Origin of the sequence: Cupriavidus neocaledonicus (assembly GCF_000372525.1) — a bacterium.
In the GTDB taxonomy this organism is placed as follows: Bacteria; Pseudomonadota; Gammaproteobacteria; order Burkholderiales; family Burkholderiaceae; genus Cupriavidus; species Cupriavidus neocaledonicus.
This window is the reverse complement of record NZ_AQUR01000095.1, coordinates 1-20,549: the sequence shown is the minus strand read 5'-3', so window position 1 is coordinate 20,549 and position 20,549 is coordinate 1. Positions and strand designations below refer to the sequence as shown.

The window sequence follows — 20,549 nt, the reverse complement described above, 5'->3', positions numbered from 1 at the left end:
GGTGTCCTTGCTTTGGCTTCAGTAGAACGGCTCGATAAGGCGCATGGCCCATTGGGGGTGCGCCCGGGAACGCCCCGGCGCAGGAAACTTGCCGGAGTGCGGGGATGCCGGCGGACGGCCTGGGAGGCCGATCAGCGGCGAGCGGGCTGGTGTCAGGCTCGCGCCAGCGCCGCAGCATACCTTGCCTGCGTGACAAAATCGCGTCAATACCATTCTCCCCGGTTGCTCCGGTGTGCTGTTTGCGTATGTGCGCCAGCCCGCGTTGCCATGGCTCAGCGCAGGTCCGGCAGCCGGTCCGCGTCCTGGATCCAGACCACGCGGGTAGTGTTGGCCGCACCGAGCGGTTCGCCGCGGTAGATCAGCGACACCTGCAGCCGGCTGGCGCGCTCGTGCCGCACCAGCCCATAGACCAGGAAGTAATGCGAGCGCACGTCGAGCAGGTTGCCCAGGTTGCCGCTGCTCGCCTGCGGCGCCAGCGCCGACAGCTGCGTCTGCAGGTTGCCGATATTGTTGAAATAGGCGCGGTCGCGCTGGCGCACCAGCTCGCGCGCGCGTTCCAGCGGCAGCTTGTCGATCATCGCGGCCAGCACCTCGGCCTCGGCGGTGTTGGCATTGACCAGGGTGCGCTCGGGCAGCACGATCACGAACGGCTCCAGCACCGCCACCATCTCGGGCGTGTAGCCGGGCAGCGCCAGCAGGCCCTGCACGCTGTCGAGCGGGCGCGGCGCCTGCCGGCCCGAGCCCTCGCCGCCGTGGCCACCCTGCGCGGCCTGCAGCATGTGGCGCGCGGTGGTCTCGGCCAGCGCCGGGTTCAGCCCCACGGTGCGCAGCAGCCGGCCGTAGGCGGCCTGCGCCGACTGGTCGATGTTGGCGACGCGCCCGACCGGCGCACCCTGGCCGCCGGTCGCGGACCACGTCACCAGGTTGGCGAGGTTGAAGCGCGCCTGCGCATCGAGGATGCGCCCGGACAGGAACGAGGTCTCGCCCGCCACGTCGGTGCGCAGCGACGCGCCCAGAAAATCCGACAGGCGGGTCTCGGCGATCGGCACCGCCCACGGCTCGCCCAGTTCGTCGACGTTGCTGCGGCGCTGGTCGTCGCGCAGGATCAGCCGCGCCCAGTCGACCGCGGCGCGCTCGATCCAGGTGGCCTGGGCCAGCAGCCGCTGGTTCTCGATGGCGCGGATCTGCACCTGCTGGCGCCACAGCATGCCCGACACCACCACCACGGCCAGCGTCACCATCAGCAGCGCGGTGACCACGGCGGCGCCACGGGCGCGGCGCAAACGCCTGAAGCGGAGTGGGCGGAGGGGGCGGCGGGCGTGCGTCATAGCCCCGACATGCAGATCTTCTGGAACTGCCGCGGCGCGTCGCCGTCGCCCATGCGGGCGAGGATGGTCAGTTCCACCGCGCGCACCGCGGTGTTGGGCACCGCCGCGCCGGCCTCCGACGCTTGCACCGCGCTGGCCGCGTCGCCGCTGAACAGCACGTTGCGGATGCGGTTGCTGTCGGCCTGCCAGCCGCCGGGTTCGACCCAGGCGCGCGCGCTCATGCCGTCGACGTTGCCCAGCACGCGCCGCACCTGCGCGTCGTTGCCACCGCCCTGGCGCAGCGCCAGCAGCGACGACTGCAGCGCGGCACGGTTGTTCACCGGCGGCGCGGCCACGCGCACCAGCGTGTTGCCGTCAAGCTGGTACGACAGCGCCTGCCATGCCGGCGGCTGGCCTTCGTCGCGGCGGTCGCGCACCAGCAGCACGCGGTTCGGGCCGATTTCGACCGGGCTGCCCTGCAGCAGCGTGGGGTTGGCGAGGTGCTCGCAATCGGCCTGCAGCTGGCCGTACAGCACCTTCAGCGCATCCAGCCGGGCGTCATGGTCGATCAGCCGTTCGCGGCCGCGCGTCAGGCTGTCCAGCGCGCGCCAGCCGATCACCGCCATCACCGCCAGCAGCGTGATGGCGACCAGCATTTCCAGCAGCGTGAAGCCGCCGGCGGAGCGGCGCGCGCGCCGGCGCTCAGAGCACGTTGCGGATTTCATTGGGAACGATGGTGACGAGCCACGCCAGCCGCACCGACTTGTCGGTGGCGGACGGATAGACCGCGATCTCGACGCGGCGGAACACCGGGTTGGGCGTGGCCGAGACGGATTGCTCGCAGTACAGCGGCGTGCCGCCCTGCGGGCAGGCATAGCCGCTGACGCCGGGCTCGGGCCAGGTCTTGGCCAGGCGCAATGCGGCCAGGTGGTTCTCGGCGCTCCATTCGGCCAGCATGCGGTTCTGCAGCGACGCGCTGGCATCGACCATCGAGCCCATCGCGCGCATCGCCGCGGTCAGCGCCACCGCCAGGATGGTCAGCGCCACCAGCACTTCGATCAGCGTGAAGCCGGCCGCGTTGCCGCGCCGGTGTCCGGGACAGCGCGGGCGGCTCATGGCGTGCTGGCGAAATAGCGGCCGCTGCCATCGCCGGCCACGTCGACGCGGATATCGCCGCGCACCAGCACCAGGCGCTGCGGGGCATCGACCAGCTCGCGGCCGAAAATCAGCCGCGGCGGGCTGTTGGTGCCGGTGCTGCGGCCGCCCTCGGCGACGATGACCTGGTCCAGCGCCAGGCGCCAGGTGCCGGGCGCGAACACGTCGGTGCGCAGGGGGATCCAGCCGTTGGGCGTCGACTCGAGGAAGCGCCAGCCGCTGGCATCGCCCTCCCAGGCGAGCGGGCGCGCGCCCAGCTGCGCTTCTTCCTGCGCCAGCTCGAACAGCCGCGCGATGCGCTGGCCGTCGTCAAGCACGCGGCCGCGCTCGTTGGGCGAGGCATTGACCGCGACCAGCGAGATCACGATGCCGGCGATCACCATGACCACCAGCAGTTCCAGCAGCGTGAAGCCGGAGTGCCGCCGCCGGGGGGCGCGGCGGCGCGGCACCGTGGTCATCAGGGAAGCGGCAAGGGCGGGCGGCAGGGGGGCTTACTCCCAGTTGCCGATATCGGCGTCGTTGGCGTTGCCGCCGGCCTGGCCGTCGGCACCGAAGCTGAACACGTCGATTTCGCCGCGCACGCCGGGGTTCAGGTACTGGTACGGATGACCCCACGGGTCCTTGGGCAGCTTTTCCAGGTAACCGCCGCCCTTCCAGTTATTGGGCACCGGCTCGGTGGTAGGCTTGGCCACCAGTGCGCCCAGGCCCTGCTCGGTGGTCGGATAGCGGCTGTTGTCGAGGCGGTACAGCTTGAGCGCCTGCATGATCGACGAGATATCCTGGCGCGCCGCGACGATGCGGGCTTCGTCCGGACGGCTCATGATCTTGGGCACCACCAGTGCCGCCAGCACGCCGAGGATCACGATCACGACCATGATCTCGATCAGGGTAAAGCCGCGCGCGCGGCGGGCAGGACGGGCGGGGCGGGCAAGCCGGGAAGTGATTCTGCGCATTGTTGGTAAGACCTCGTTGCTGGAAAGGCGGGACCCGCGCCAGGGCGCTGGCGGGGCCGGGTTCGCCAATCAGTATAACCGGCGCCTTATGACTCTTTTATGGGCGGCCCGGGATGGGGCTGCAGAGAAGTGTGTTGTGGAGCACAATGCTGTGCCGACGCTTGCGGCGATCCGGCACCGTATCACGCCGGGGAAAAAGTTAACTTGCATCCAGGATGCATCTTTTTTAACATGACGCCACGATGCAACTGACCCGCTTCTCCGACTATGCGCTGCGCCTGCTGATGTACGTTGCCCGTGGCGACGGCAGCCGGCCCATCACGATCGCCGAGGTGGGCCAGCAGTTCGGCATTTCGCACAACCACCTGGTCAAGGTGGCGGCGCGGCTGTCGAAGCTGGGCTGGGTCAGCGCCACGCGCGGCCGCCATGGGGGCCTGCAGCTGGGTCCCGGCGCCGAGCGCCTCACCATCGGCACCATCCTGCGCGAGCTGGAAGGGCACCGGCCGGTGATCGACTGCGACAACCCGCCCTGCGCGCTGAACGGCAACTGCCGCCTGAAGCGGGCGCTGGACGTGGCCGAGCAAGCCTTCTACCGCGCGCTCGACGACGTCACGCTGGCCGATGTCACCGGCAGCCACACCGCCGAATCGATCATCCGCCTGCATCGTGATTTCCTGAACCGGCGTTCGGCCTGAGCGGAGGAATCCGCGCGTGGCCGGCGAATGCCGGTTTTTTTGTTGTCCAAAAACATGCATCTTGTCTGCATGAATAAAACGGAGTGATTCCTGATGCTGTCCGCCGCTTCCCGCCCCTATATCGATGCAAGCGTGCCCGTGCTGCGCGAGCACGGCCTGGCCATCACCACGCATTTCTACCGCGAGATGTTCGCCGACCGGCCCGAGCTGACCCAGCTGTTCAACATGGGCAACCAGGCCAACGGCAGCCAGCAGCAGTCGCTGGCGTCGGCGGTGTTCGCCTACGCCGCCAACATCGACAATGCGGCGGCGCTGGGGCCGGTGGTCGAGCGCATCGTGCACAAGCACGCGGCCGTGGGCATCACGCCGGCGCATTACCCGATCGTCGGCCGCCACCTGCTCGGCGCGATCTCCGCGGTGCTGGGCGAAGCCGCCACGCCGCCGCTGCTGGCGGCCTGGGACGAGGCCTACTGGCTGCTGGCGGGCGAGCTGATCGCCGCCGAGGCGCGCCTGTACCAGCGCACCGGCGTGGCCGCCGGCGAGCTGACGCCGGTGCGCGTGGTGCGCCGCGAAGCGCACGGCAGCCAGGTGGTGGCGCTGACGCTGGCCGCGGCCGACGGCCAGCCGCTGCGCGATTTCCGCCCGGGCCAGTACATCAGCGTCGAGGCGCGCCTGGACGACGGCACGCGCCAGTTGCGCCAGTATTCGCTGTCGGCCGAGGCCGGTCTGCCGACCTGGCGCATCTCGGTCAAGCGCGAGGACGGCGACCAAGCCACGCCGGCCGGCGCCGTCTCCAACTGGCTGCACGCCAACGCCCACGAGGGTACCGGCCTCAGGGTGAGCGCACCGTTCGGCGAGTTCACGCCGGCGCTGGAAAGCCACCGTCCGCTGGTGCTGCTGTCGGGCGGGATCGGCATCACGCCGATGCTGTCGGTGCTGCGCACGCTTGCCGCGCAAGGCTCGCAGCGGGCGGTGCTGTTCGCCCACGCCGCCCGCGATGGCCACCACCATGCCCATCGCGCCGACCTGCAATGGGCGCGCGAGCGCATGCCGGGACTGGTCACGCATATCAGCTACGAATTCCCGCAAGCCGGCGACGCCGCAGGCCGCGATTACGACCACGCCGGCACCATGCCGCTGGCCGACATGCTGCGCCAGCCTGACCTGCAACGCTTCGTCGACGGCCGCTTCTACCTGTGCGGGCCGCTTGGCTTCATGCAGGCGCAGCGTCACGCGCTGCTCAGCACGGGGGTGCCGGTGGCACATATCGAGCGCGAAGTATTCGGTCCCGACCTGCTGGACGACCTGCTCTAAGTGTCCCGGCCGGGCCGGCGGCAGCATCGCCGGCGCGGCAGACAGCGTCATGGGGCTCTGGTACGCTTGGCGCGTCCGCGCCCTCGCGCCATGCCCCGCCGCGGCGGGTATCCAGGTTCCCGATCCATGCAATTGTCCCTCCGGCCTTCGTTCCGCTTCGATGCCTCCGCGCTGTGGCTGCCGCGCCTTGCCAGCGTGGCGCTGTTCATCGCGCTGTGCGCGCTGGCCACCTACTGGGTGCTGACGTTCAGTGCGATGCGGACCATTCCGGTGCCCAAGAGCGCGCGCGTGGCGCAGACCGAGGCGGTCGAGACCGGCGCGATCGCGACGCTGTTCGGTGGCTCGGCGCAGGCCGGACCGAGCAACGTGCAGCTGCTCGGCGTGGTGGCCGAGCTCGGCGGTGGCGCCAGCGCGGCGATCGTTTCCATCGATGGCGGCCCGGCCAAGGCGGTGCGCATGGGCGCCGACCTGGCGCCGCAGATCCGGCTGGTGGAAGTGCGCCAGCGCGGCGTGGTGATCGAGCGCAATGGCGTGCGCCAGGAAATCGCCCTGCCGCTGCAGGCAGCCGCCACGCGCGGTGCGCCGCGTGCCGCCAGCCCGCTGCCGACGCCGCCCGCCGGCGCGGCGGCACCCATGGCAACGCCCATGCCGGCCCCGGCCGCTGCCCAGCCTGCACCGGCCCAGCCCCCGCGCGGCCAGCCGCAGCCGCAAGCCCAGGCCCAGCCACAACTCCAGCCGCAGCCACAGCCGGTTCAGCCGGCACCATCGGTGCAGCCGGCCCAGCCCCAGTCTCAGCCCCAGCCCGTCGATCCGCGCCAGTATCAACCGGGAATGGCGCCCGAGGCGGCGGAGGAAGGCCAGATGGCGCCGAAAGGGCAGCCCTAGGCTGCCGACGGATCGATTATTCGCGCTTGCTTGCGTTCCCTTACGCCGCCCCTGGTTTTCTGTGAGCCGGGTAACATCGTATTAAAAGCGCCAACTCGGCTGCATCGTCTGCGTTCTAATCCGTACATGCCAACGTGATGAAAAGGAGCACGACATGCAACGCAATCACCAGCCGCAGATCCTGAAACAGTTCCTGGCCGCGTCGGCCGCCCTGCTGGTCGCCGGCGGCGCCTTTGCCCAGGCCAGCGCCCCCGCAGCACCGGGCGCAGCACCGGGCGCGGCACCGGCCGGCAAGGCCGGCATGGGCCACCACCATCGCCACCACGGTGGCGGCATGTGGATGAAGGCCATCGATACCGACGGCGATGGTGCGATTTCCAAGGCCGAGGCCGATGCGTGGTTCAACAAGCTCGACACCAACCGCGACGGCAAGATCGACAAGGCCGAGATGGACGCGCAGCGCAAGGCTGCCATGGCCGAGCACCACGCGCGCATGCAGGCCGCCTTCGACGAGAAGTTCAAGGCCGCCGACAAGAACGGCGACGGTGCGCTGACCAAGGCCGAGGCCAACGCCGGCCTGCCGCACCTGGCCAAGCGCTTCGACCAGCTCGACGCCAACCGCGACGGCAAGCTGACCCGCGATGAAATCCGCGCGGGCATGGAGAAGATGCACCGCGATCGTCCCCATCGTGGCGAGCATGGCCCGCGCGGCCAGGCCGCCCCGGACAGCCAGCCGGCGCCCGCCAACCCGGCGGCGCCATCGACCAGCGGCGGCTGAGCGGCCCGCGGCGGCGCCGCCTGAGCGTCGCTGCCAGACGAACCCACCAAGCGCGTGAGCCTGACGGCCGCGCGCTTTTTTTTGTCCGTTCAGCGGTCAACGCGGATCGTTCCGTGGCAGGAAAGCGCTGGCGCGGGCGCAAACGCCCGTAGAATGCCGCTTCCCTGTTTGCCGGAAGCTGCGCACCACCTCGCCCGTGCTCCGGTCAGCGCGTCCGTGACACCCGGCAGCGCCACCAGACTGGGATTTGCCCGGCCCTGACGGCTGACGCGCGAGTGACCGATAAGGCCGCCCACCCCACAAAATCGGGCGCAGACCGGATGTAATTTCACAAAAAATTGCGTACTTGTGCACGGCTTGCTAAATTTGCGCAAAAAAATTGCCAATAAACATATTGCGGAGCAACAATATCGTGAGCAAGGTGGAGTTGGACAAGATCGACCGGAAGATCCTGGAAGTGCTGCAGACCAACGGCCGGTTGACCAACCTGGAGGTGGCCGAGCGCGTGAACCTGTCGCCCAGCCCCTGCCTGCGCCGCATCCGGCGGCTGGAAGAGATCGGCGTGATCCGGCAGTACGCGGCGCTGCTGGAGCCCAACAAGATCGGGCTCGGCCTGCTGGCCTATATCAATGTGCGGCTGGAAAAGCATGGCGGCGCGCCCAAGGGCAAGGCCCCGCTGGACCTGTTCCGCGCCTCCATCGCCGTGTGGCCGGAGGTGGCGGCATGCCATGCCATGACCGGCGAGATGGACCTGCTGCTCAAGGTCTATGTCGAGGACATGGAACACTTTGCGCGCTTCATGCAGGAACAGTTGCTGGCGCATCCGTCGGTGATCGACGTGCGCTCGAGCTTCGCGCTGGAAAGCATCAAGGACACCACGGCGCTGCCGGTGGGCGGCGCGGCCTGAGCGGCGCGGCCCGGGCCCAAAGCAAAACGGCGCATCGTTGCGATGCGCCGTTTTTGTCGATGCCGCGCGGACCGGGGTTCCGGCCGCTCAGGCGGTATGCTTCTGCGGCACCATGGTGCGCCAGAAGCGCAGGCCGAAGCGGCGTGCGTCGCGCAGGTTGCGGCGCACCGCGTAGTCCAGGTCGGCGAGTTGCTCGTCCAGCGCCTCGCTGAGGCGGCTGGCGGTGTCCGCCGGCGGCAGTTCCAGGTAGGCATCGGCCTCGCCGTAGGCATACTGGACCTTCATGCCGGCCTTCTTGGCGATATGCATCATCGCGGCGTTGCGCGACAGGCAGTGCATGTAGAGCGTGCGGACGTTGGTATTGCGGCCATGGATGGCGGCCCGCTCGAACAGCGCGCTGCCGATGCCGCGGCCGCGGGCGCTGCCCGACACCGACACGCCGAACTCCGCCACGCGACCCTGGGCGTTGTCGCGCAGGTTGGCGAAGTGGCCCACGCCGATCAGCTCGAGCTTGTCGTCGTAGACGCCGAACACGCTGTCATGGTCGAAGTCGATGCTGTCGACATAGGCTTCGATCACGTGGTCGCCCACCGACTGGCCGAAACGGAGCAGGCGATCCTCCTCGCCCAGGGCGAGGAAATGCTTCAGCAGGCGAGAGCGGTGGTGGGCCGACAGCTCGCGCACCAGTACGGTGGCGCGGTGGGCGGCTTGGGCGGCTTCGGCTGCCTTGCGCAGATCTTCGTCGGTCAGTGCGCCGACGGCCTTGCTCAGTTCGAGCGGGTTCACGATGATTCCTTCCGGTGTGTCAGATAAAAAAATAGGCACTGCGGCGGTGTTTTTCCAGGCACTTTTCCTGGCATCCGTGCGAGACTCGGGGAAACACCAACTTGATACAGCGCGAAAAGTATTGTAGTGGAATTGTCAGTTTGACGTAAGCTTCCCGCGCCGCAACAGAAACCAAGCCGGCCAGTCCGGAAAATAATTTCCTTTAAAAACAATATCTTAAAAAAATGTGATGAATTGTTGCGCACCCTCAAGTGTGGATTTGGTGCAACGCATCAATTCACCGGCACTCCGCCGGATTTTCCGATGACCAGCCAGCCAACGCTTTTCGATGACCGAGCCCCCCATTGTTGTGATCTACGCGCACCCGACCCCCAGCCGCTCGCGCGTGAACCGGCCGCTGGCCGACGCGCTGGGCGCGCTGCCGCAGGTCCAGGTACGCGACCTCTACCGCAGCTATGTCGACTACGACATCGATGTCGTGGCCGAGCAGCGGGTACTGTCGGTGTCGGACACCATCGTGCTGCAGTTCCCGGTGCGCTGGTACAGCGTGCCCGCCTTGCTCAAGCTGTGGCTGGATGAAGTGCTCGAGCCGGGTTGGGCCTATGGCCCGGGCGGCACCGCGCTGCGCGGCAAGTCGCTGCTGGCGGTGGTCAGCACCGGCGGCTCGGCCGACGCGTACGGGCCGGACGGCACCCATGGCCACCCGCTCGCCGAATTCCTGCTGCCGCTGGAACAGACGGCCTTGCTGTGCGGCATGACGTGGCTGCCGCCGGTGGTGCTGCATGACGCCAACAAGGCCGACGCGCAGGCGCTGGCCGACCATATCGCCCATGTCTGCGGGCGGCTCGGCACCCACCCGGTGCCGGCGGAGGTGCGGGCATGAACCAGCATGATTTCCTGATTGCGCTGCTGGTGTTCCTGGTCGCGGCGGTGGTGGCGGTGCCGCTGGCGCGGCGCGGCGGGCTCGGCGCGGTGCTGGGCTACCTGCTGGCCGGCGCGGCGATCGGGCCGTTTGCGCTGCGCCTGGTGACCGATGTCGAATCGATCCTGCACTTTTCCGAGTTCGGCGTGGTGCTGATGATGTTCGTGATCGGCCTGGAACTGGAGCCGCGCAAGCTGTGGGCGCTGCGGCGTAGCATCTTCGGCTACGGCGGCGCGCAGCTTGCCGCCTGCGCGCTGGGGATCGGCGCGGCCGCGGCGCTGGCCGGCGCGCCCTGGCAGGTGGCGCTGGTGGCGGGGCTCGGGCTGGCGCTGTCGTCCACCGCGATCGCGCTGGCGACGCTGACCGAGCGCAACCTGTTCGGCACGCCGGCGGGCGCCGCCAGCTTCGGCATCCTGCTGTTCCAGGACATCGCCGCGATCCCGATGATCGCGCTGCTGCCGCTGCTGGCCATGCAAGGCGCCGAAGGGGCCGGCACCGGCGCGGCGGGCTGGCTGGCGGCGGGCAAGGCGGTGGCGGTCATCGGCGCGGTGGTGGCCGGCGGCCGCTACCTGGTGCGGCCGGCGCTGCGCTTCATCGCCCGCACCGACATGCGCGAGATGTTTACCGCCTTTGCGCTGCTGCTGGTGGTGGGCATCGCGCTGATGATGGACGCGGTGGGCCTGTCGATGGCGCTGGGCACCTTCCTGGCCGGCGTGCTGCTGGCCGATTCGGAATACCGCCACGCCCTCGAGGCCGACCTGGAGCCGTTCAAGGGCCTGCTGCTGGGTCTGTTCTTCATGGCGGTCGGGATGTCGATCGACTTTGCCGTGCTGGCGCGCTCGCCCTGGCTGGTGCTCGGCCTGGTAGCGGCCTTCGTGGTGGCCAAGACCGCGGTGCTGGCGCTGCTGGCGCGGTATTTTGCGATTGCCCGCGGCCAGCGCCTGCTGTTCGCGCTGCTGATCTCGCAGGGCGGCGAATTCGCCTTCGTGGTGTTCGGCGTCGCCGGCGGCGCCGGGCTGCTGCCGCGCCAGACCGAGGCCTTGCTGGTGCTGGTGGTGGCGCTGTCGATGGTGGCCACGCCGTTGCTGCTGCTGGCCTATGACCGCCTGGTGGCGCCCCGCATCGGCGCCGGCAAGGCGCGGCCGGACGAAGTCATCACGCCGCAGCACAATCCGGTGCTGATCGCCGGCTTTGGGCGCTTCGGACAGATCATCGGCCGCCTGCTGTACACCCAGGGCGTGGGCGTGACGGTGCTGGACCACGATCCCGACCAGATCGAATTCCTGCGCCAGTACGGCTTCAAGGTCTTCTATGGCGACGCCACCCGGCTGGACCTGCTCGAAGCCGCCGGCATTGCCGACGCGCGTATCCTGGTGGTGGCCATCGACAGCATGGACGACAGCCTGGCGCTGATCGACCGGGTGCGCGAGCGCTTCCCCGCGCTGCAGATCTACGCCCGCGCGCGCCATGTCTCGCATGTCTACCAGCTCAAGGATCGCGGCGTGCAGTTGTTCGAGCGCGAGATGTTCGAGGGCTCGCTGATGCTGGGCCGGCGCGTGCTGGAAGGGCTCGGCTTCGACCCGGGCGAGGCGCGCAACGTGGCGCTGCGCTTCCGCCGCCACAACATCGAGGCGATCGACCGCTTCTACCCGCACTACACCGACCAGAAGAAGCTGGTCTCGCTGGCGCGCCAGGCGCGCGACGAGCTGGAAGAGATGTTCCGCCAGGACCGCGAGCAGCGGCGCCAGCGCGAAGAGGCAGAATGGATGTAGGCGCGCGGGCGTGTGTGTGGCCCGGCCCGGGCCGGGCGGCTCAGCGCCCGGCGGCAGCGCGGCCGGGCAGGCCGCCTTCGAGCAGGTCGACCACCATCTCGGCAAAGTCGGCATACGACAGCCGGCCGCCCGGCTTGAGCCAGGTGAAGGTCCAGTTGATCATGCCGAAGATAGTCATGGTCAGCGCGGTCTGGTTTTCGCGCGTGACGCGCTCGGGGTAGGCGCGGCGCAGCAGGCGCGAGAACGCCGCGACCACGTCGCGCTCGCGGCCAAGGATCAGGTCGCGCTGGGTCTCGGCCAGGAACTTGACGTCGTTGATCAGCGCGATATGGCGCGTCTGCGAGGTCTCGTACTCGGCCAGGAAGGCGCGGATCAGGTTGCCGAAGGCGTCCTTGTCGGTGCGCGCATGGCGCTCGGCGTCGGCTTCGACTTCAGTGACGAGCAGCATCAGCCGGCGCGTGTAGCGGTCCAGCAGGTCGAACAGGATCGCTTCCTTGCTCTCGTAGTAGTGATACAACCGCGCCTTGGAGGTGCCGCAGGCGGCGGCCAGGTCGGCCATCGAGGTGCTGGGGTAGCTGCTGTTGGCAAAGGCGGCGGCGGCCAGGTCCAGGATCTGCTCGCGCTGCGCCTCGAAATCGGGTGCCTTGGTACGGGCCATATATTGTTGTTTATTCGCCCCCGCCGCCGGCATGGCGGCGCAGCTCACAGGTATCGAGCGAGTCGGCGTTGCCGCGCAGCACCAGCTGCCCCATGGCGATCAGTTCGCGGCAGCGCCAGAACACGAACCAGTCGCTGGCCAGCAGGCCCTCGATCGCGCCCATCACGCTGCCCACCACCTGCGCCGCGGGGGTCCATTCTGCCGGGGCGCGCTCCATGATGATGTCGTCGATGGTGCGGTAGGCCGCCGGCACCAGCGTGTTGCCCTTCCACAGCCGCACGTCGGCGTTTTCCTTGACGTTCTGCTGCCATTCGTAACCCAGCCGCCCCAGCCGCAGCACCGAGACCGGGGCGATGGTGGAGAAGCGCCGCGCCAGCCGCGCCGGCGAGTACATGCCGATCGCCGCCAGGTTGCCTTGCGCGGGCGTTTCCAGTTCGCGCAGGTCCATCGCGACCTCATTGATCCGCTGCGGCGCCTGGTAAAGGTGGAACACCACGCGGCGCAGCATCAGCTGGTCGGCCGCGCTCTGGCCGTGCCAGATCGCGACTTCCATGTCGTCCTGGCGCAGCGCCAGCAGCTGGTCCAGCGCCTGGCGCATCTCGGCGGCGAAGTCGATGTCGGTGTGCGGGGCGACGCGCTGCCAGAAGCCGGAGCGGATCATCCCGGTGCTGTCGATGTCCGCCAGCGGACCGACGGCGAGATCGTCGCGCAGCACCACGACAGGGTCCGGCCGCGCAGCCTGGGCCAGCGCCTGGCGCAGGGTCGTGCCTGCTACATCACCGTTGACGACGTGGATATATTGCATGGCCGTGATTGTATATGGGTGGGGCGGTTCGCTGGCGCCGCCGCGGCGGCGGCGCGACAGCTGCCCGCACCGCGCGCCCGATCACCCGCCTGCAAGCATCGCGCCAGCAGGGCGCCGCCTGCCGCCATTGTAGTCACGGCCCGTGCTGGCCAATGTCGGCGATTGTCTGACGACGCACGCGACGGCGTGCCCGGATCAGCGTTCGTCGTAGCTGACCACCACGCGCGGCGTCAGCGCGCGTGCCTGGCAGGTGAGCACGAAGCCCTTGTCCATCTCCCACGGCTCGAGCGTGTAGTTCTTTTCCATCTCGACCTTGCCTTCCAGCACCTTGGCGCGGCAGGTGCAACAGACGCCGCCCTTGCAGGCGTAGGGCAGGTCCAGCCCGGCGGCCAGCGCGGTGTCGAGCACGTTGGCATCCTCGAGCGGCAGGCGCATGCTGTGCTGCTTGCCATCGAGCACCACCACCAGCTCCGCCGTGCCGGCATGGTCGGCGTGCGCGGCATGGGCGGCGGCCGGCTTGCGCCGGGTCGGTGCCAGCGGCACCCCGAAGCGCTCGGCGTGGATGCGGTGCGGGTCCAGGCCCGCCTCGCGCAGCGCCGCCTCGACCTCGTCGATCATCGAGGCCGGGCCGCAGACAAAGGCCGCATCGATATCGTCGACCGGGATCAGCGTCTGCAGGAAGGCGCTCACGCGTGCGTGGTCGAGCCGGCCGTGCAGCAGGTCCACCTCCTGCGGCTGGCGCGACAGCACGTGGTAGAGCGTGAAGCGCGCCAGATACTGGTTCTTCAGATCCTCCAGCGCTTCGGAAAAGATGATGCTGTCGACATTGCGGTTGCCATAGACCAGCGTGAAGCGGCTGTGCGGCTCGGCCTGCAGCGTGGTGCGAATCAGCGACAGCACCGGCGTGATGCCGCTGCCGGCGGCGAAGGCGACATAGTGGCGCGCGGCGCCGGCATCGAGCGGCACGTGGAAACGCCCGTCGGGCGTCATCACGTCGATGACCTGCCCGGGGGCGACGGAATCGTGCAGATGGCTGGAAAACAGCCCGTCCTCGACCAGCTTGACCGCCACGCGCAATTCGCCGTGCGCGTCATAGTCCTGCACCGCCGAGCAGATCGAGTAGGAGCGCCGCAGGTCCTTGCCGTCGACCGGCGCCTTCAGCGTCAGGAACTGGCCTTGCGTGAAGCGGTAGGCCTCGCGCAGCGCGTCCGGGACCTCGAACGCGATCGAGATGGTGTCGGCGGTCTCGGGGCGCACCTGCGCCACGCGCAGCGGGTGGAACTGTGGAGTCATGGCAGCCTGGCTCGGCCCCGGGGGCTCAGTAGGGTTTGAAGTAGTCGAACGGCTCGCGGCAGTCCAGGCACCGGTACAGCGCCTTGCAGGCGGTCGAGGCAAAGCGCGAGATTTCCTGCGTATGGACGCTGCCGCAGCGCGGGCAGGCCACGGCATCGGGCGCGCCGGCCCGCGCGGCGCGCGGCACGAAGCGCAGCGCCTGCGCCCCGCCCGGCGTGCCGCACTGTCCCGGCGGCGCGATGCCGAACGCGCGCAGGCGCTCGCGCGCGGCCGGTGTGATCCAGTCCGTGGTCCAGGCCGGCGCTAGCACGGTGCGGATGCGCCACGGCGCCAGTCCGGCGCGGTCCAGCGCGTGGCCGATGTCCTCACCGATCTGCGACATCGCCGGGCAGCCGGAATAGGAGGGCGTGACGACGATCTCGAGCACGCCGTCCGGCGCGGCTACGACCTCGCGCAGGATGCCCAGTTCGCGGATCGACACCACCGGGATCTCCGGATCCGGCACCGCCTCGAGCGCCGCCCACGCACGCGCAACGCGCGCATCGGGGCCGCCGCCTGCGTTGTTCACGTAATGAGGGGGAAGGGTGGTGACGTTCATGTGGATCAAGCCTTTGCGCTGAAGCGTGCGCTCACCAGTGCCCTTACCATTGCGCGCCCGGATGGGCCCGTGCCAGCCCCTGCATCTCGCCCAGCAGGTAGCTCATGTGTTCCGAATGCACGCCGTGCTTGCCGGTCGAGACAAAGCCGGTAGCCGCCGGCAAGGTCAGCGTGGCCGCCTGCAGCGTCTCGGCGATGGTGGCGTCCCAGGCCGGGCGCAGAGTGGCGGTGACCACGCCGATGCCCTGCGCGGCGGCCTCGCTTTCGACCGCATCTTCCGCAAAGCACTCGTTCATATACGGTAGCAGGTGTTCCAGCGCGCGTTGCATGCGCGCGTGCGAGGCCTCGGTACCGTCGCCGAGCCGCACCATCCAGCCGGCCGCGTGGTGCAGGTGGTAGCGCGCCTCCTTGATCGCCTTGGCGGCGATCGCGGCCAGCTGTTCGTCCCGGCTGGCCTGCAAGGCTTGCCAGAGTTCGACCATCAGCGCGCTGTACAGGAAGTTGCGCACGATGGTGACGGCGTAGTCGCGTTCGGCGGCGGCGTTGCCAGACAGCGGGCCGCGATGCGGCAGCTCCAGCAGGGTCCAGTTGCGGAACTCGCGCTCCGCGCGCCAGTAGGCGTAGTCGTCCTCGTGGCGGGGCAGGCCGGTCAGCTCGCCCTCCAGTTCGCCGGCGCGGCCATAGAGCAGCCGCGCCTGGCCGATCAGGTCGAGGCTGATATTGGCCAGCGCGATGTCTTCCTCCAGCACCGGCCCATGGCCGCACCATTCGGCGTTGCGCTGGCCGAGGATCAGCGCGTTGTCGGCCAGGCGCAGCACGTAGCGCAGCGCGGCGGTGCGCGCCGGCGGCAGGTGGTCGAGCGAAGCAGGCACGGCAGGCTGTGGGGACGCGATCATCATGCGGCGCCTTACATGTGGTTGACTTCGTCGGGCAGTTGGTAGAACGTCGGGTGCCGGTAGATCTTGTCGGCCATCGGGTCGAACAGTTCCGGCTTTTCCTCGGGCACGCTCGCGGTGATGGCGGCGGACGGCACCACCCAGATCGATACGCCTTCCTGGCGCCGGGTATAGACGTCGCGCGCCATGTGCAGCGCCTGCTGCGCGTCGGCCGCATGCAGGCTGCCGCAGTGCTTGTGTTCCAGGCCTTGCTTGCTGCGCACGAACACTTCCCACAGCGGCCATTCCTTGCGTTGCATCGTGGTCTCCTTGGCGATCCCAGGCATCAGGCGGCGGCGCGACTGGCGCCGGATTCGCGTTCGGCCAGCTTGACTGCGTGCGCCAGCGCGGCTTCGCGCACCCAGGCGCCGTCTTCGTGCGCCTTCACGCGGGCAGCCAGGCGTTCCTTGTTGCAGGGGCCGTCGCCGTTGATGACCCGCCAGAATTCATCCCAGTCCAGCGGGCTGTAGTCATAGTGGCCGCGCTCGGCATTCCATTGCAGGCCGGGGTCGGGCAGGGTCACGCCCAGCACGCGCGCCTGCTCCACCGTGGCATCGACAAACTTCTGGCGCAGGTCGTCGTTGGAGATGCGCTTGATGCCCCAGGCCATGGTCTGCGCGCTGTTGGTCGAGGCCGCGTCGGGCGGGCCGAACATCATCAGCACCGGGAACCACCAGCGGTCGACCGCGTCCTGCACCATCTCGCGCTGGGCATCGGTGCCGCGCATCATGGCCAGCAGCGCGTCGAAACCCTGGCGCTGGTGGAACGACTCTTCCTTGCAGATGCGGATCATGGCGCGCGCATACGGCCCGTACGAGCAGCGACACAACGGGATCTGGTTCATGATCGCGGCGCCGTCGACCAGCCAGCCGATCACGCCCACGTCGGCCCAGGTCAGCGTCGGGTAATTGAAGATCGACGAATACTTGGCCTTGCCGCTGTGCAGCGCGTCGATCATGTCGTCGCGCGAGGCGTCCAGGGTCTCGGCCGCCGAATACAGGTAGAGGCCGTGACCGCCTTCATCCTGCACCTTGGCCAGCAGGATGGCCTTGCGCTTGAGCGAGGGCGCCCGGCTGATCCAGTTGCCCTCCGGCAGCATGCCGACGATCTCGGAGTGGGCATGTTGCGAGATCTGGCGCACCAGGGTCTTGCGGTAGGCCTGCGGCATCCAGTCCTGCGGCTCGATCTTGCCGTCGGCGGCCATGCACGCGTCGAACGCTGCCTGGCGGGCGGCTTCATCGGGGGGCGCGCCGGCCTGCGCTGCATCGGCATGCTGGCCGGGCAGGTCAAGGCTCTGCGTGTACATAGCGTCTCCTCTGGCGGGGGCCGCGCCAATCCGGTCCGGCACGGCTGGCCCTATTATATGTAAGCCGACCGGTCGGTCAATTAAAGCGGATGTGGATGCGGCTGTGGCTGCGGTGCGTTTGCGCCTGCGCAGCACCGCGGCTTTGCCCGATGTGTACTATCCAAGACAGGCGGCGCGGCGCCGCATGACTTTTCCAGCGACGGAGGTGCGCAAATGACAAGCGCGGCATACAGCAAGATCGTGGTGGCGGTGGACGGCAGCAGCACCTCAGACCTGGCGGTTGGTGAAGCCATCCGCGTAGCCTCGCCGGGCGGGGCTACCGTGCTGGCGCTCTATGTCGTCGATACCGGCACGCCCGTCTTCGACGTCGGCTACTACGACCCCAGCCAGTTGCACAAGGCCTTCGAGGAAAGCGGGCAACGGGCCCTGCAGCACGCAGCGCAGCGGCTGGCTGGTGCCGGCGTCAGGCACGAAATCCAGCTCGTCACCGTGGCGGAGGTACCCGGCGACATCGGCGCTTCCATCAATGAGGCCGCGCGCCAATGGGGAGCGGACCTCCTGGTGATCGGCACGCATGGCCGGCGCGGCGTGCGCCGGCTGGTGCTGGGCAGCGTGGCCGAGGCGGTGATCCGCCAGTCCACCGTGCCGGTGCTGCTGGTGCGCGGCGAAGCGAAAGCCGATTAAAGCGTGCCGCGGCAGCCAGCCTTAGCCTGCGAAGCGGAAGTGGCCGCTGCGCAGCACGATTTCGCGCGCCTCGGTCAGCTCGAACAGGCTTTCTGCCAGGCGCTCGATACGCTGGCGGTTATTGGTGAAGGCCGCCACCAGATCCTCTTCGCGCGGCGAGCGCGCGCCGAAATGGGCTTCGAGCGCCTCCGCGGTGACGGAATACAAGGTGGGACTGCCGTTGACCGTCGCGGGGCAGGACAGCGTCAGGCTGGCTGCACAATAGGTGGGAAGGCTGCGAGGGAACGTGATGTCTGGCATGGCGTGCCTCGTGCTGGCGGCGGGCGTATCCAATCAATATAGGTCAACGCCGCATTCCGTAAAGTCGGGCGTCCAGACGATTTTTCGCTCGTCGTCCACTGGCCGCTGAACTGCCATGTCTGTGCTTGCCCGTTGTTGCAATGCGGAAATCCATCGCAGGAATCAGACGAAAAAAAACCCACGCAGGTTGTGCGTGGGTTGGAATCCACCGAGGTGGTGGAGGAGACAGACTCCACTATACATGTTTTGTTGCGACGCACCAAGTGTAATGTGTCAATGTACGAGGATAAGCACAATATCGTTGTAAGGAAGCAACAAATCGCCCAACCAAGGCATCAGCGGAAAAGATATGCGGCGCCAACGGCACAAACAATTCCGGCGGCATCCGCTACCAGCGCGCAACCCAGCGCATGGCGCGTGTTGCGCACATTGATGCTGCCGAAATAGACCGCCAGCACATAGAAGGTCGTCTCGGTCGACCCCTGGATAATGGCCGCGAGACGCCCCTGGAAAGAATCGACGCCGTAGGTGGTCATCACGTCGACCATCAACCCGCGCGCCCCGGCGCCGGAAAGGATCTTCATCAGCCCGACCGGCAGCGCCGGGACAAAGTCGGTGTTGACGCCCAGCATCGCGAAGCCGTGCATGAGCCAGCCCATCAGCACGTCCATGCAGCCGGCGGCGCGGAACAGGCCAATGGCGATCAGGATCGCGACCAGATAGGGGATGATCTGCACCGCGACGCCGAAGCCTTCCTTGGCACCGTCGATAAACGCCTCATACACATTGACCCGGCGCAGCGCGCCGCAAATCAGGAAGAGGGTGATCAGGGACAGGATGAAGCCGGCGCCAGCCAGCGCCGTCACGGTGCCGACCTGCTGGGGCGGCGCGTGCTGCAGCCACGCGAACATGGCCCCCAGCAGCGCGATCACCAGCCCGAACGTCACCAGTACCGCCGGCCGCAGCAGGTTGATCCGCTGGACCCAGGCCACCGCTAGCAGTCCGGCCAGGCAGGCGCCGCCCGTGGCCAGCAGCGTCGGCAAGAAGATATCAGCGGCGTTGAAGCCGACCAGCCCCTGCTTGACCGCGATGGCCTGGCGGATGGCGATGACAGAAGTCGGGATCAGCGTCAGCCCGGCGGAGTTGAGCACGATGAACATGATCTGCGCGTCGGTGGCGACCTCCGGGCGGCGGTTCAGCGTCTGCAGCTCGCGCATGGCGTTCAGGCCCAGCGGCGTGGCGGCGTTGTCGAGACCGAGCAGGTTGGCCGAGACGTTCATCATCATCGCGCCTTGTGCCGGGTGCCCCTGGGGCACCCCGGGAAAGAAGTGCCGCAGCAGCGGGTTCACCAGCCGGGCGAAAGCATCGACAACGCCGGCGCGCTCGCCGATGCGCATGATGCCCAGCCACAGGCTCATTACCCCGGCCAGTCCGAGCGCGATCTCGAAGGCGGTGCGGGCGCTATCGAACAGGCTGCCGAGCATTGCCGGAAAGACGGCGAGGTCACCCTGCGCCACGCGGGCGCAGGCGGCGGCGAAGGAAATCAGGAAGAAGCCGAGCCAGACTACGTTCAGCGCCATCGGAAACAGGGGAAGCGGGAAAACGTGAAAACAAGGCCGGTAAGATCCCGGCACGTCGCGCAAGTCACTCGATCACGGCCCCGCGCTCGGCGAGCAATTCGCGCAAGACGGAGCGGTGGCAATGCGCTTCGTCTTCGCAATAGCAGCCCACCGAGAAGTTGGTCTGGTGCGACAGCGCGGCCAGCAGGTCCAGCGTGCGGCTGGCATCCGGTTCGGCCATTTCCTTGCGGAAATGCCGGACAAAGGCTCGCCATTGTTTTTCGTCAGTCGCATGCAGCGCCTGGGCGACCAGTTCTTGCGACGGCGAAAGCGCCGGATACCAGACATCATAGTAATCTCGGCTCGCAAACTCCGATTTGGGCACGCCTCGCGGTGGCCGGCGCACGGTACCGACGCGCAAGCCCTCGTCGGCCGCGCGCGGTGTACCCAGTCTTACGATTCTGATGGTCATGAGGATTCCGGTTTGGCTCTGGCCGCCATGCAGGGCGGCAACTGCGGCGTGCCTGCGTCGCTCCAGCCCCAGATCATGAATCATGGGGCTGCGGCTGACAAACTGGTGCTCGTTGTGGTGTTCGTTGGCGAAGACTTTTCGGCGTCATCGAATTATTTCGTGGAATCGCTTGCCAACCCCGTCGCGCTCGCTTACTATTCGCCCCCTCGCAACACAACGCGGCGCTGCAAGTCAGGCGTGGCAAGGGTTGCGGGGTTGGCCGGGAGGTTGGCGCAGCAAGGTTTGCAGCGCTGACGGCAGCAAAAAAGATTGCTGCAAACGGTTGACGAAACGAAGAAAGCTCTGCATAATCTCGTTTCTCTGCTGCAGACAACGCAGCGCGCTGAACGGCAAAGCCGGGAAGCGAAGTTCTTTAACAAACAAACAACCGATAAGTGTGGGCGCTGGGTAGCGGACGCCGCTGTCT

The 20,549-nt window shown here is 68.1% G+C and carries 25 protein-coding genes; 8 read left to right on the top strand and 17 right to left on the bottom strand.

Annotation, left to right across the window (positions count from 1 at the left end):
- Positions 1–272 precede the first annotated feature (272 nt).
- Genes gspK through gspG form a run of 5 tightly spaced genes read right to left on the bottom strand, consistent with a single transcriptional unit; the run spans position 273 to position 3,415 of the window.
- Positions 273–1,328 carry a type II secretion system minor pseudopilin GspK gene (gspK, locus tag A3AG_RS0114485; RefSeq protein ID WP_026164190.1) on the bottom strand — a complete coding sequence of 352 codons (1,056 nt, stop codon included), beginning with the start codon at positions 1,326–1,328 and terminating at the stop codon, positions 273–275.
- Complete coding sequence (locus A3AG_RS0114480) at positions 1,325–2,032, bottom strand: PulJ/GspJ family protein (RefSeq protein WP_018006103.1); 708 nt, start codon at positions 2,030–2,032, stop codon at positions 1,325–1,327. Before A3AG_RS0114480 ends, gspK begins: the two co-directional genes overlap by 4 nt.
- Positions 2,010–2,423, bottom strand: coding sequence for a type II secretion system minor pseudopilin GspI (gspI, locus tag A3AG_RS0114475; protein ID WP_018006102.1), 414 nt, complete (start codon positions 2,421–2,423; stop codon positions 2,010–2,012). The genes A3AG_RS0114480 and gspI overlap by 23 nt, the downstream gene beginning before the upstream one ends.
- A complete protein-coding gene (locus A3AG_RS0114470; protein WP_018006101.1) occupies positions 2,420–2,920 on the bottom strand; it encodes a GspH/FimT family pseudopilin in 501 nt (166 codons plus the stop codon). Before A3AG_RS0114470 ends, gspI begins: the two co-directional genes overlap by 4 nt.
- 33 nt (positions 2,921–2,953) lie before the next feature.
- On the bottom strand, positions 2,954–3,415 hold the full coding sequence (gene gspG / locus A3AG_RS0114465) for a type II secretion system major pseudopilin GspG (RefSeq protein WP_018006100.1): 462 nt from the start codon (positions 3,413–3,415) through the stop codon (positions 2,954–2,956).
- Positions 3,416–3,657: 242 nt separating this feature from the next.
- Between gspG and A3AG_RS0114460 the strand changes: the two genes are divergently transcribed.
- The 5 genes from A3AG_RS0114460 (at position 3,658) to A3AG_RS0114440 (ending at position 7,994) form a co-directional block, all read left to right on the top strand.
- Positions 3,658–4,110 carry an RrF2 family transcriptional regulator gene (locus tag A3AG_RS0114460; protein ID WP_018006099.1) on the top strand — a complete coding sequence of 151 codons (453 nt, stop codon included), beginning with the start codon at positions 3,658–3,660 and terminating at the stop codon, positions 4,108–4,110.
- A gap of 93 nt (positions 4,111–4,203) precedes the next feature.
- A complete protein-coding gene (locus A3AG_RS0114455; protein ID WP_018006098.1) occupies positions 4,204–5,424 on the top strand; it encodes a globin domain-containing protein in 1,221 nt (406 codons plus the stop codon).
- A gap of 126 nt (positions 5,425–5,550) precedes the next feature.
- Positions 5,551–6,309 (top strand): type II secretion system protein N, encoded by a 759-nt coding sequence (locus tag A3AG_RS0114450; RefSeq protein ID WP_018006097.1) that lies wholly within the window; start codon positions 5,551–5,553, stop codon positions 6,307–6,309.
- A 154-nt stretch (positions 6,310–6,463) separates the two neighbouring features.
- A complete protein-coding gene (locus tag A3AG_RS0114445) occupies positions 6,464–7,087 on the top strand; it encodes an EF-hand domain-containing protein (protein WP_018006096.1) in 624 nt (207 codons plus the stop codon).
- A 412-nt stretch (positions 7,088–7,499) separates the two neighbouring features.
- Positions 7,500–7,994 (top strand): Lrp/AsnC family transcriptional regulator, encoded by a 495-nt coding sequence (locus A3AG_RS0114440; RefSeq protein ID WP_010813460.1) that lies wholly within the window; start codon positions 7,500–7,502, stop codon positions 7,992–7,994.
- A gap of 87 nt (positions 7,995–8,081) precedes the next feature.
- On the opposite strand, the gene A3AG_RS0114435 is transcribed toward A3AG_RS0114440, so the two are convergent.
- The gene (locus A3AG_RS0114435) at positions 8,082–8,780 is read right to left on the bottom strand and encodes a GNAT family N-acetyltransferase (RefSeq protein ID WP_012354170.1); all 699 of its coding nucleotides are present in this window, start codon (positions 8,778–8,780) and stop codon (positions 8,082–8,084) included.
- 328 nt (positions 8,781–9,108) lie between these two features.
- Here A3AG_RS0114435 and kefF point away from each other — a divergent pair, with 328 nt between their 5' ends.
- Together kefF and kefC are read left to right on the top strand one after the other, a co-directional pair.
- The gene (gene kefF, locus A3AG_RS0114430; RefSeq protein ID WP_018006094.1) at positions 9,109–9,663 is read left to right on the top strand and encodes a glutathione-regulated potassium-efflux system oxidoreductase KefF; all 555 of its coding nucleotides are present in this window, start codon (positions 9,109–9,111) and stop codon (positions 9,661–9,663) included.
- Positions 9,660–11,474 (top strand): glutathione-regulated potassium-efflux system protein KefC, encoded by a 1,815-nt coding sequence (gene kefC / locus A3AG_RS0114425; RefSeq protein WP_018006093.1) that lies wholly within the window; start codon positions 9,660–9,662, stop codon positions 11,472–11,474. Before kefF ends, kefC begins: the two co-directional genes overlap by 4 nt.
- 40 nt (positions 11,475–11,514) lie before the next feature.
- Here kefC and A3AG_RS0114420 read toward each other — a convergent pair whose 3' ends face one another.
- The 7 genes from A3AG_RS0114420 to paaA form a co-directional block, all read right to left on the bottom strand.
- Positions 11,515–12,132, bottom strand: a complete 618-nt coding sequence (locus A3AG_RS0114420; protein WP_018006092.1) for a TetR/AcrR family transcriptional regulator — start codon at positions 12,130–12,132, stop codon at positions 11,515–11,517.
- A 10-nt stretch (positions 12,133–12,142) separates the two neighbouring features.
- Entirely contained in the window at positions 12,143–12,937 is a 795-nt protein-coding gene (locus A3AG_RS0114415; RefSeq protein WP_026164189.1) for a DUF1835 domain-containing protein, read from the bottom strand.
- 195 nt (positions 12,938–13,132) lie between these two features.
- Positions 13,133–14,230 carry a 1,2-phenylacetyl-CoA epoxidase subunit PaaE gene (paaE, locus tag A3AG_RS0114410; protein ID WP_018006091.1) on the bottom strand — a complete coding sequence of 366 codons (1,098 nt, stop codon included), beginning with the start codon at positions 14,228–14,230 and terminating at the stop codon, positions 13,133–13,135.
- A gap of 25 nt (positions 14,231–14,255) precedes the next feature.
- Positions 14,256–14,828 (bottom strand): 1,2-phenylacetyl-CoA epoxidase subunit PaaD, encoded by a 573-nt coding sequence (paaD, locus tag A3AG_RS0114405; protein WP_035848809.1) that lies wholly within the window; start codon positions 14,826–14,828, stop codon positions 14,256–14,258.
- Positions 14,829–14,871: 43 nt separating this feature from the next.
- Positions 14,872–15,723, bottom strand: coding sequence for a 1,2-phenylacetyl-CoA epoxidase subunit PaaC (paaC, locus tag A3AG_RS0114400; RefSeq protein ID WP_026164188.1), 852 nt, complete (start codon positions 15,721–15,723; stop codon positions 14,872–14,874).
- Between the two features lie 11 nt (positions 15,724–15,734).
- The gene (gene paaB / locus A3AG_RS0114395; protein ID WP_012354162.1) at positions 15,735–16,022 is read right to left on the bottom strand and encodes a 1,2-phenylacetyl-CoA epoxidase subunit PaaB; all 288 of its coding nucleotides are present in this window, start codon (positions 16,020–16,022) and stop codon (positions 15,735–15,737) included.
- Between the two features lie 26 nt (positions 16,023–16,048).
- Entirely contained in the window at positions 16,049–17,068 is a 1,020-nt protein-coding gene (gene paaA, locus A3AG_RS0114390) for a 1,2-phenylacetyl-CoA epoxidase subunit PaaA (protein ID WP_018006088.1), read from the bottom strand.
- Between the two features lie 213 nt (positions 17,069–17,281).
- Between paaA and A3AG_RS0114385 the strand changes: the two genes are divergently transcribed.
- Positions 17,282–17,752, top strand: a complete 471-nt coding sequence (locus tag A3AG_RS0114385; RefSeq protein WP_018006087.1) for a universal stress protein — start codon at positions 17,282–17,284, stop codon at positions 17,750–17,752.
- 21 nt (positions 17,753–17,773) lie between these two features.
- Here the strand turns inward: A3AG_RS0114385 and A3AG_RS0114380 are convergent, their stop codons facing one another.
- The 4 genes from A3AG_RS0114380 to A3AG_RS33980 all read right to left on the bottom strand — a co-directional run.
- A complete protein-coding gene (locus A3AG_RS0114380; RefSeq protein WP_018006086.1) occupies positions 17,774–18,052 on the bottom strand; it encodes a DUF1488 family protein in 279 nt (92 codons plus the stop codon).
- Between the two features lie 335 nt (positions 18,053–18,387).
- Positions 18,388–19,632 carry a nucleoside recognition domain-containing protein gene (locus tag A3AG_RS0114375; protein ID WP_018006085.1) on the bottom strand — a complete coding sequence of 415 codons (1,245 nt, stop codon included), beginning with the start codon at positions 19,630–19,632 and terminating at the stop codon, positions 18,388–18,390.
- A 64-nt stretch (positions 19,633–19,696) separates the two neighbouring features.
- On the bottom strand, positions 19,697–20,083 hold the full coding sequence (locus A3AG_RS0114370) for a DUF488 domain-containing protein (protein ID WP_018006084.1): 387 nt from the start codon (positions 20,081–20,083) through the stop codon (positions 19,697–19,699).
- Between the two features lie 231 nt (positions 20,084–20,314).
- A partial coding sequence (locus A3AG_RS33980; RefSeq protein WP_157625331.1) for a hypothetical protein occupies positions 20,315–20,549 on the bottom strand: 235 nt, incomplete at its 5' end.

Coding starts and splice junctions, on each gene's coding strand:
- kefF (WP_018006094.1), top strand. CDS start 9,109: ATGACCGAGCCCCCCATTGTTGTGATCTACGCGCACCCGACCCCCAGC.
- A3AG_RS0114420 (WP_018006092.1), bottom strand. CDS start 12,132: ATGGCCCGTACCAAGGCACCCGATTTCGAGGCGCAGCGCGAGCAGATC.
- A3AG_RS0114375 (WP_018006085.1), bottom strand. CDS start 19,632: ATGGCGCTGAACGTAGTCTGGCTCGGCTTCTTCCTGATTTCCTTCGCC.
- A3AG_RS0114415 (WP_026164189.1), bottom strand. CDS start 12,937: ATGCAATATATCCACGTCGTCAACGGTGATGTAGCAGGCACGACCCTG.
- kefC (WP_018006093.1), top strand. CDS start 9,660: ATGAACCAGCATGATTTCCTGATTGCGCTGCTGGTGTTCCTGGTCGCG.
- A3AG_RS0114445 (WP_018006096.1), top strand. CDS start 6,464: ATGCAACGCAATCACCAGCCGCAGATCCTGAAACAGTTCCTGGCCGCG.
- paaB (WP_012354162.1), bottom strand. CDS start 16,022: ATGCAACGCAAGGAATGGCCGCTGTGGGAAGTGTTCGTGCGCAGCAAG.
- A3AG_RS0114460 (WP_018006099.1), top strand. CDS start 3,658: ATGCAACTGACCCGCTTCTCCGACTATGCGCTGCGCCTGCTGATGTAC.
- A3AG_RS0114455 (WP_018006098.1), top strand. CDS start 4,204: ATGCTGTCCGCCGCTTCCCGCCCCTATATCGATGCAAGCGTGCCCGTG.
- paaA (WP_018006088.1), bottom strand. CDS start 17,068: ATGTACACGCAGAGCCTTGACCTGCCCGGCCAGCATGCCGATGCAGCG.
- A3AG_RS0114380 (WP_018006086.1), bottom strand. CDS start 18,052: ATGCCAGACATCACGTTCCCTCGCAGCCTTCCCACCTATTGTGCAGCC.
- paaE (WP_018006091.1), bottom strand. CDS start 14,230: ATGACTCCACAGTTCCACCCGCTGCGCGTGGCGCAGGTGCGCCCCGAG.
- A3AG_RS0114385 (WP_018006087.1), top strand. CDS start 17,282: ATGACAAGCGCGGCATACAGCAAGATCGTGGTGGCGGTGGACGGCAGC.
- paaD (WP_035848809.1), bottom strand. CDS start 14,828: ATGAACGTCACCACCCTTCCCCCTCATTACGTGAACAACGCAGGCGGC.
- A3AG_RS0114450 (WP_018006097.1), top strand. CDS start 5,551: ATGCAATTGTCCCTCCGGCCTTCGTTCCGCTTCGATGCCTCCGCGCTG.
- A3AG_RS0114370 (WP_018006084.1), bottom strand. CDS start 20,083: ATGACCATCAGAATCGTAAGACTGGGTACACCGCGCGCGGCCGACGAG.
- gspI (WP_018006102.1), bottom strand. CDS start 2,423: ATGAGCCGCCCGCGCTGTCCCGGACACCGGCGCGGCAACGCGGCCGGC.
- A3AG_RS0114470 (WP_018006101.1), bottom strand. CDS start 2,920: ATGACCACGGTGCCGCGCCGCCGCGCCCCCCGGCGGCGGCACTCCGGC.
- A3AG_RS0114480 (WP_018006103.1), bottom strand. CDS start 2,032: ATGAAATCCGCAACGTGCTCTGAGCGCCGGCGCGCGCGCCGCTCCGCC.
- paaC (WP_026164188.1), bottom strand. CDS start 15,723: ATGATCGCGTCCCCACAGCCTGCCGTGCCTGCTTCGCTCGACCACCTG.
- gspK (WP_026164190.1), bottom strand. CDS start 1,328: ATGACGCACGCCCGCCGCCCCCTCCGCCCACTCCGCTTCAGGCGTTTG.
- gspG (WP_018006100.1), bottom strand. CDS start 3,415: ATGCGCAGAATCACTTCCCGGCTTGCCCGCCCCGCCCGTCCTGCCCGC.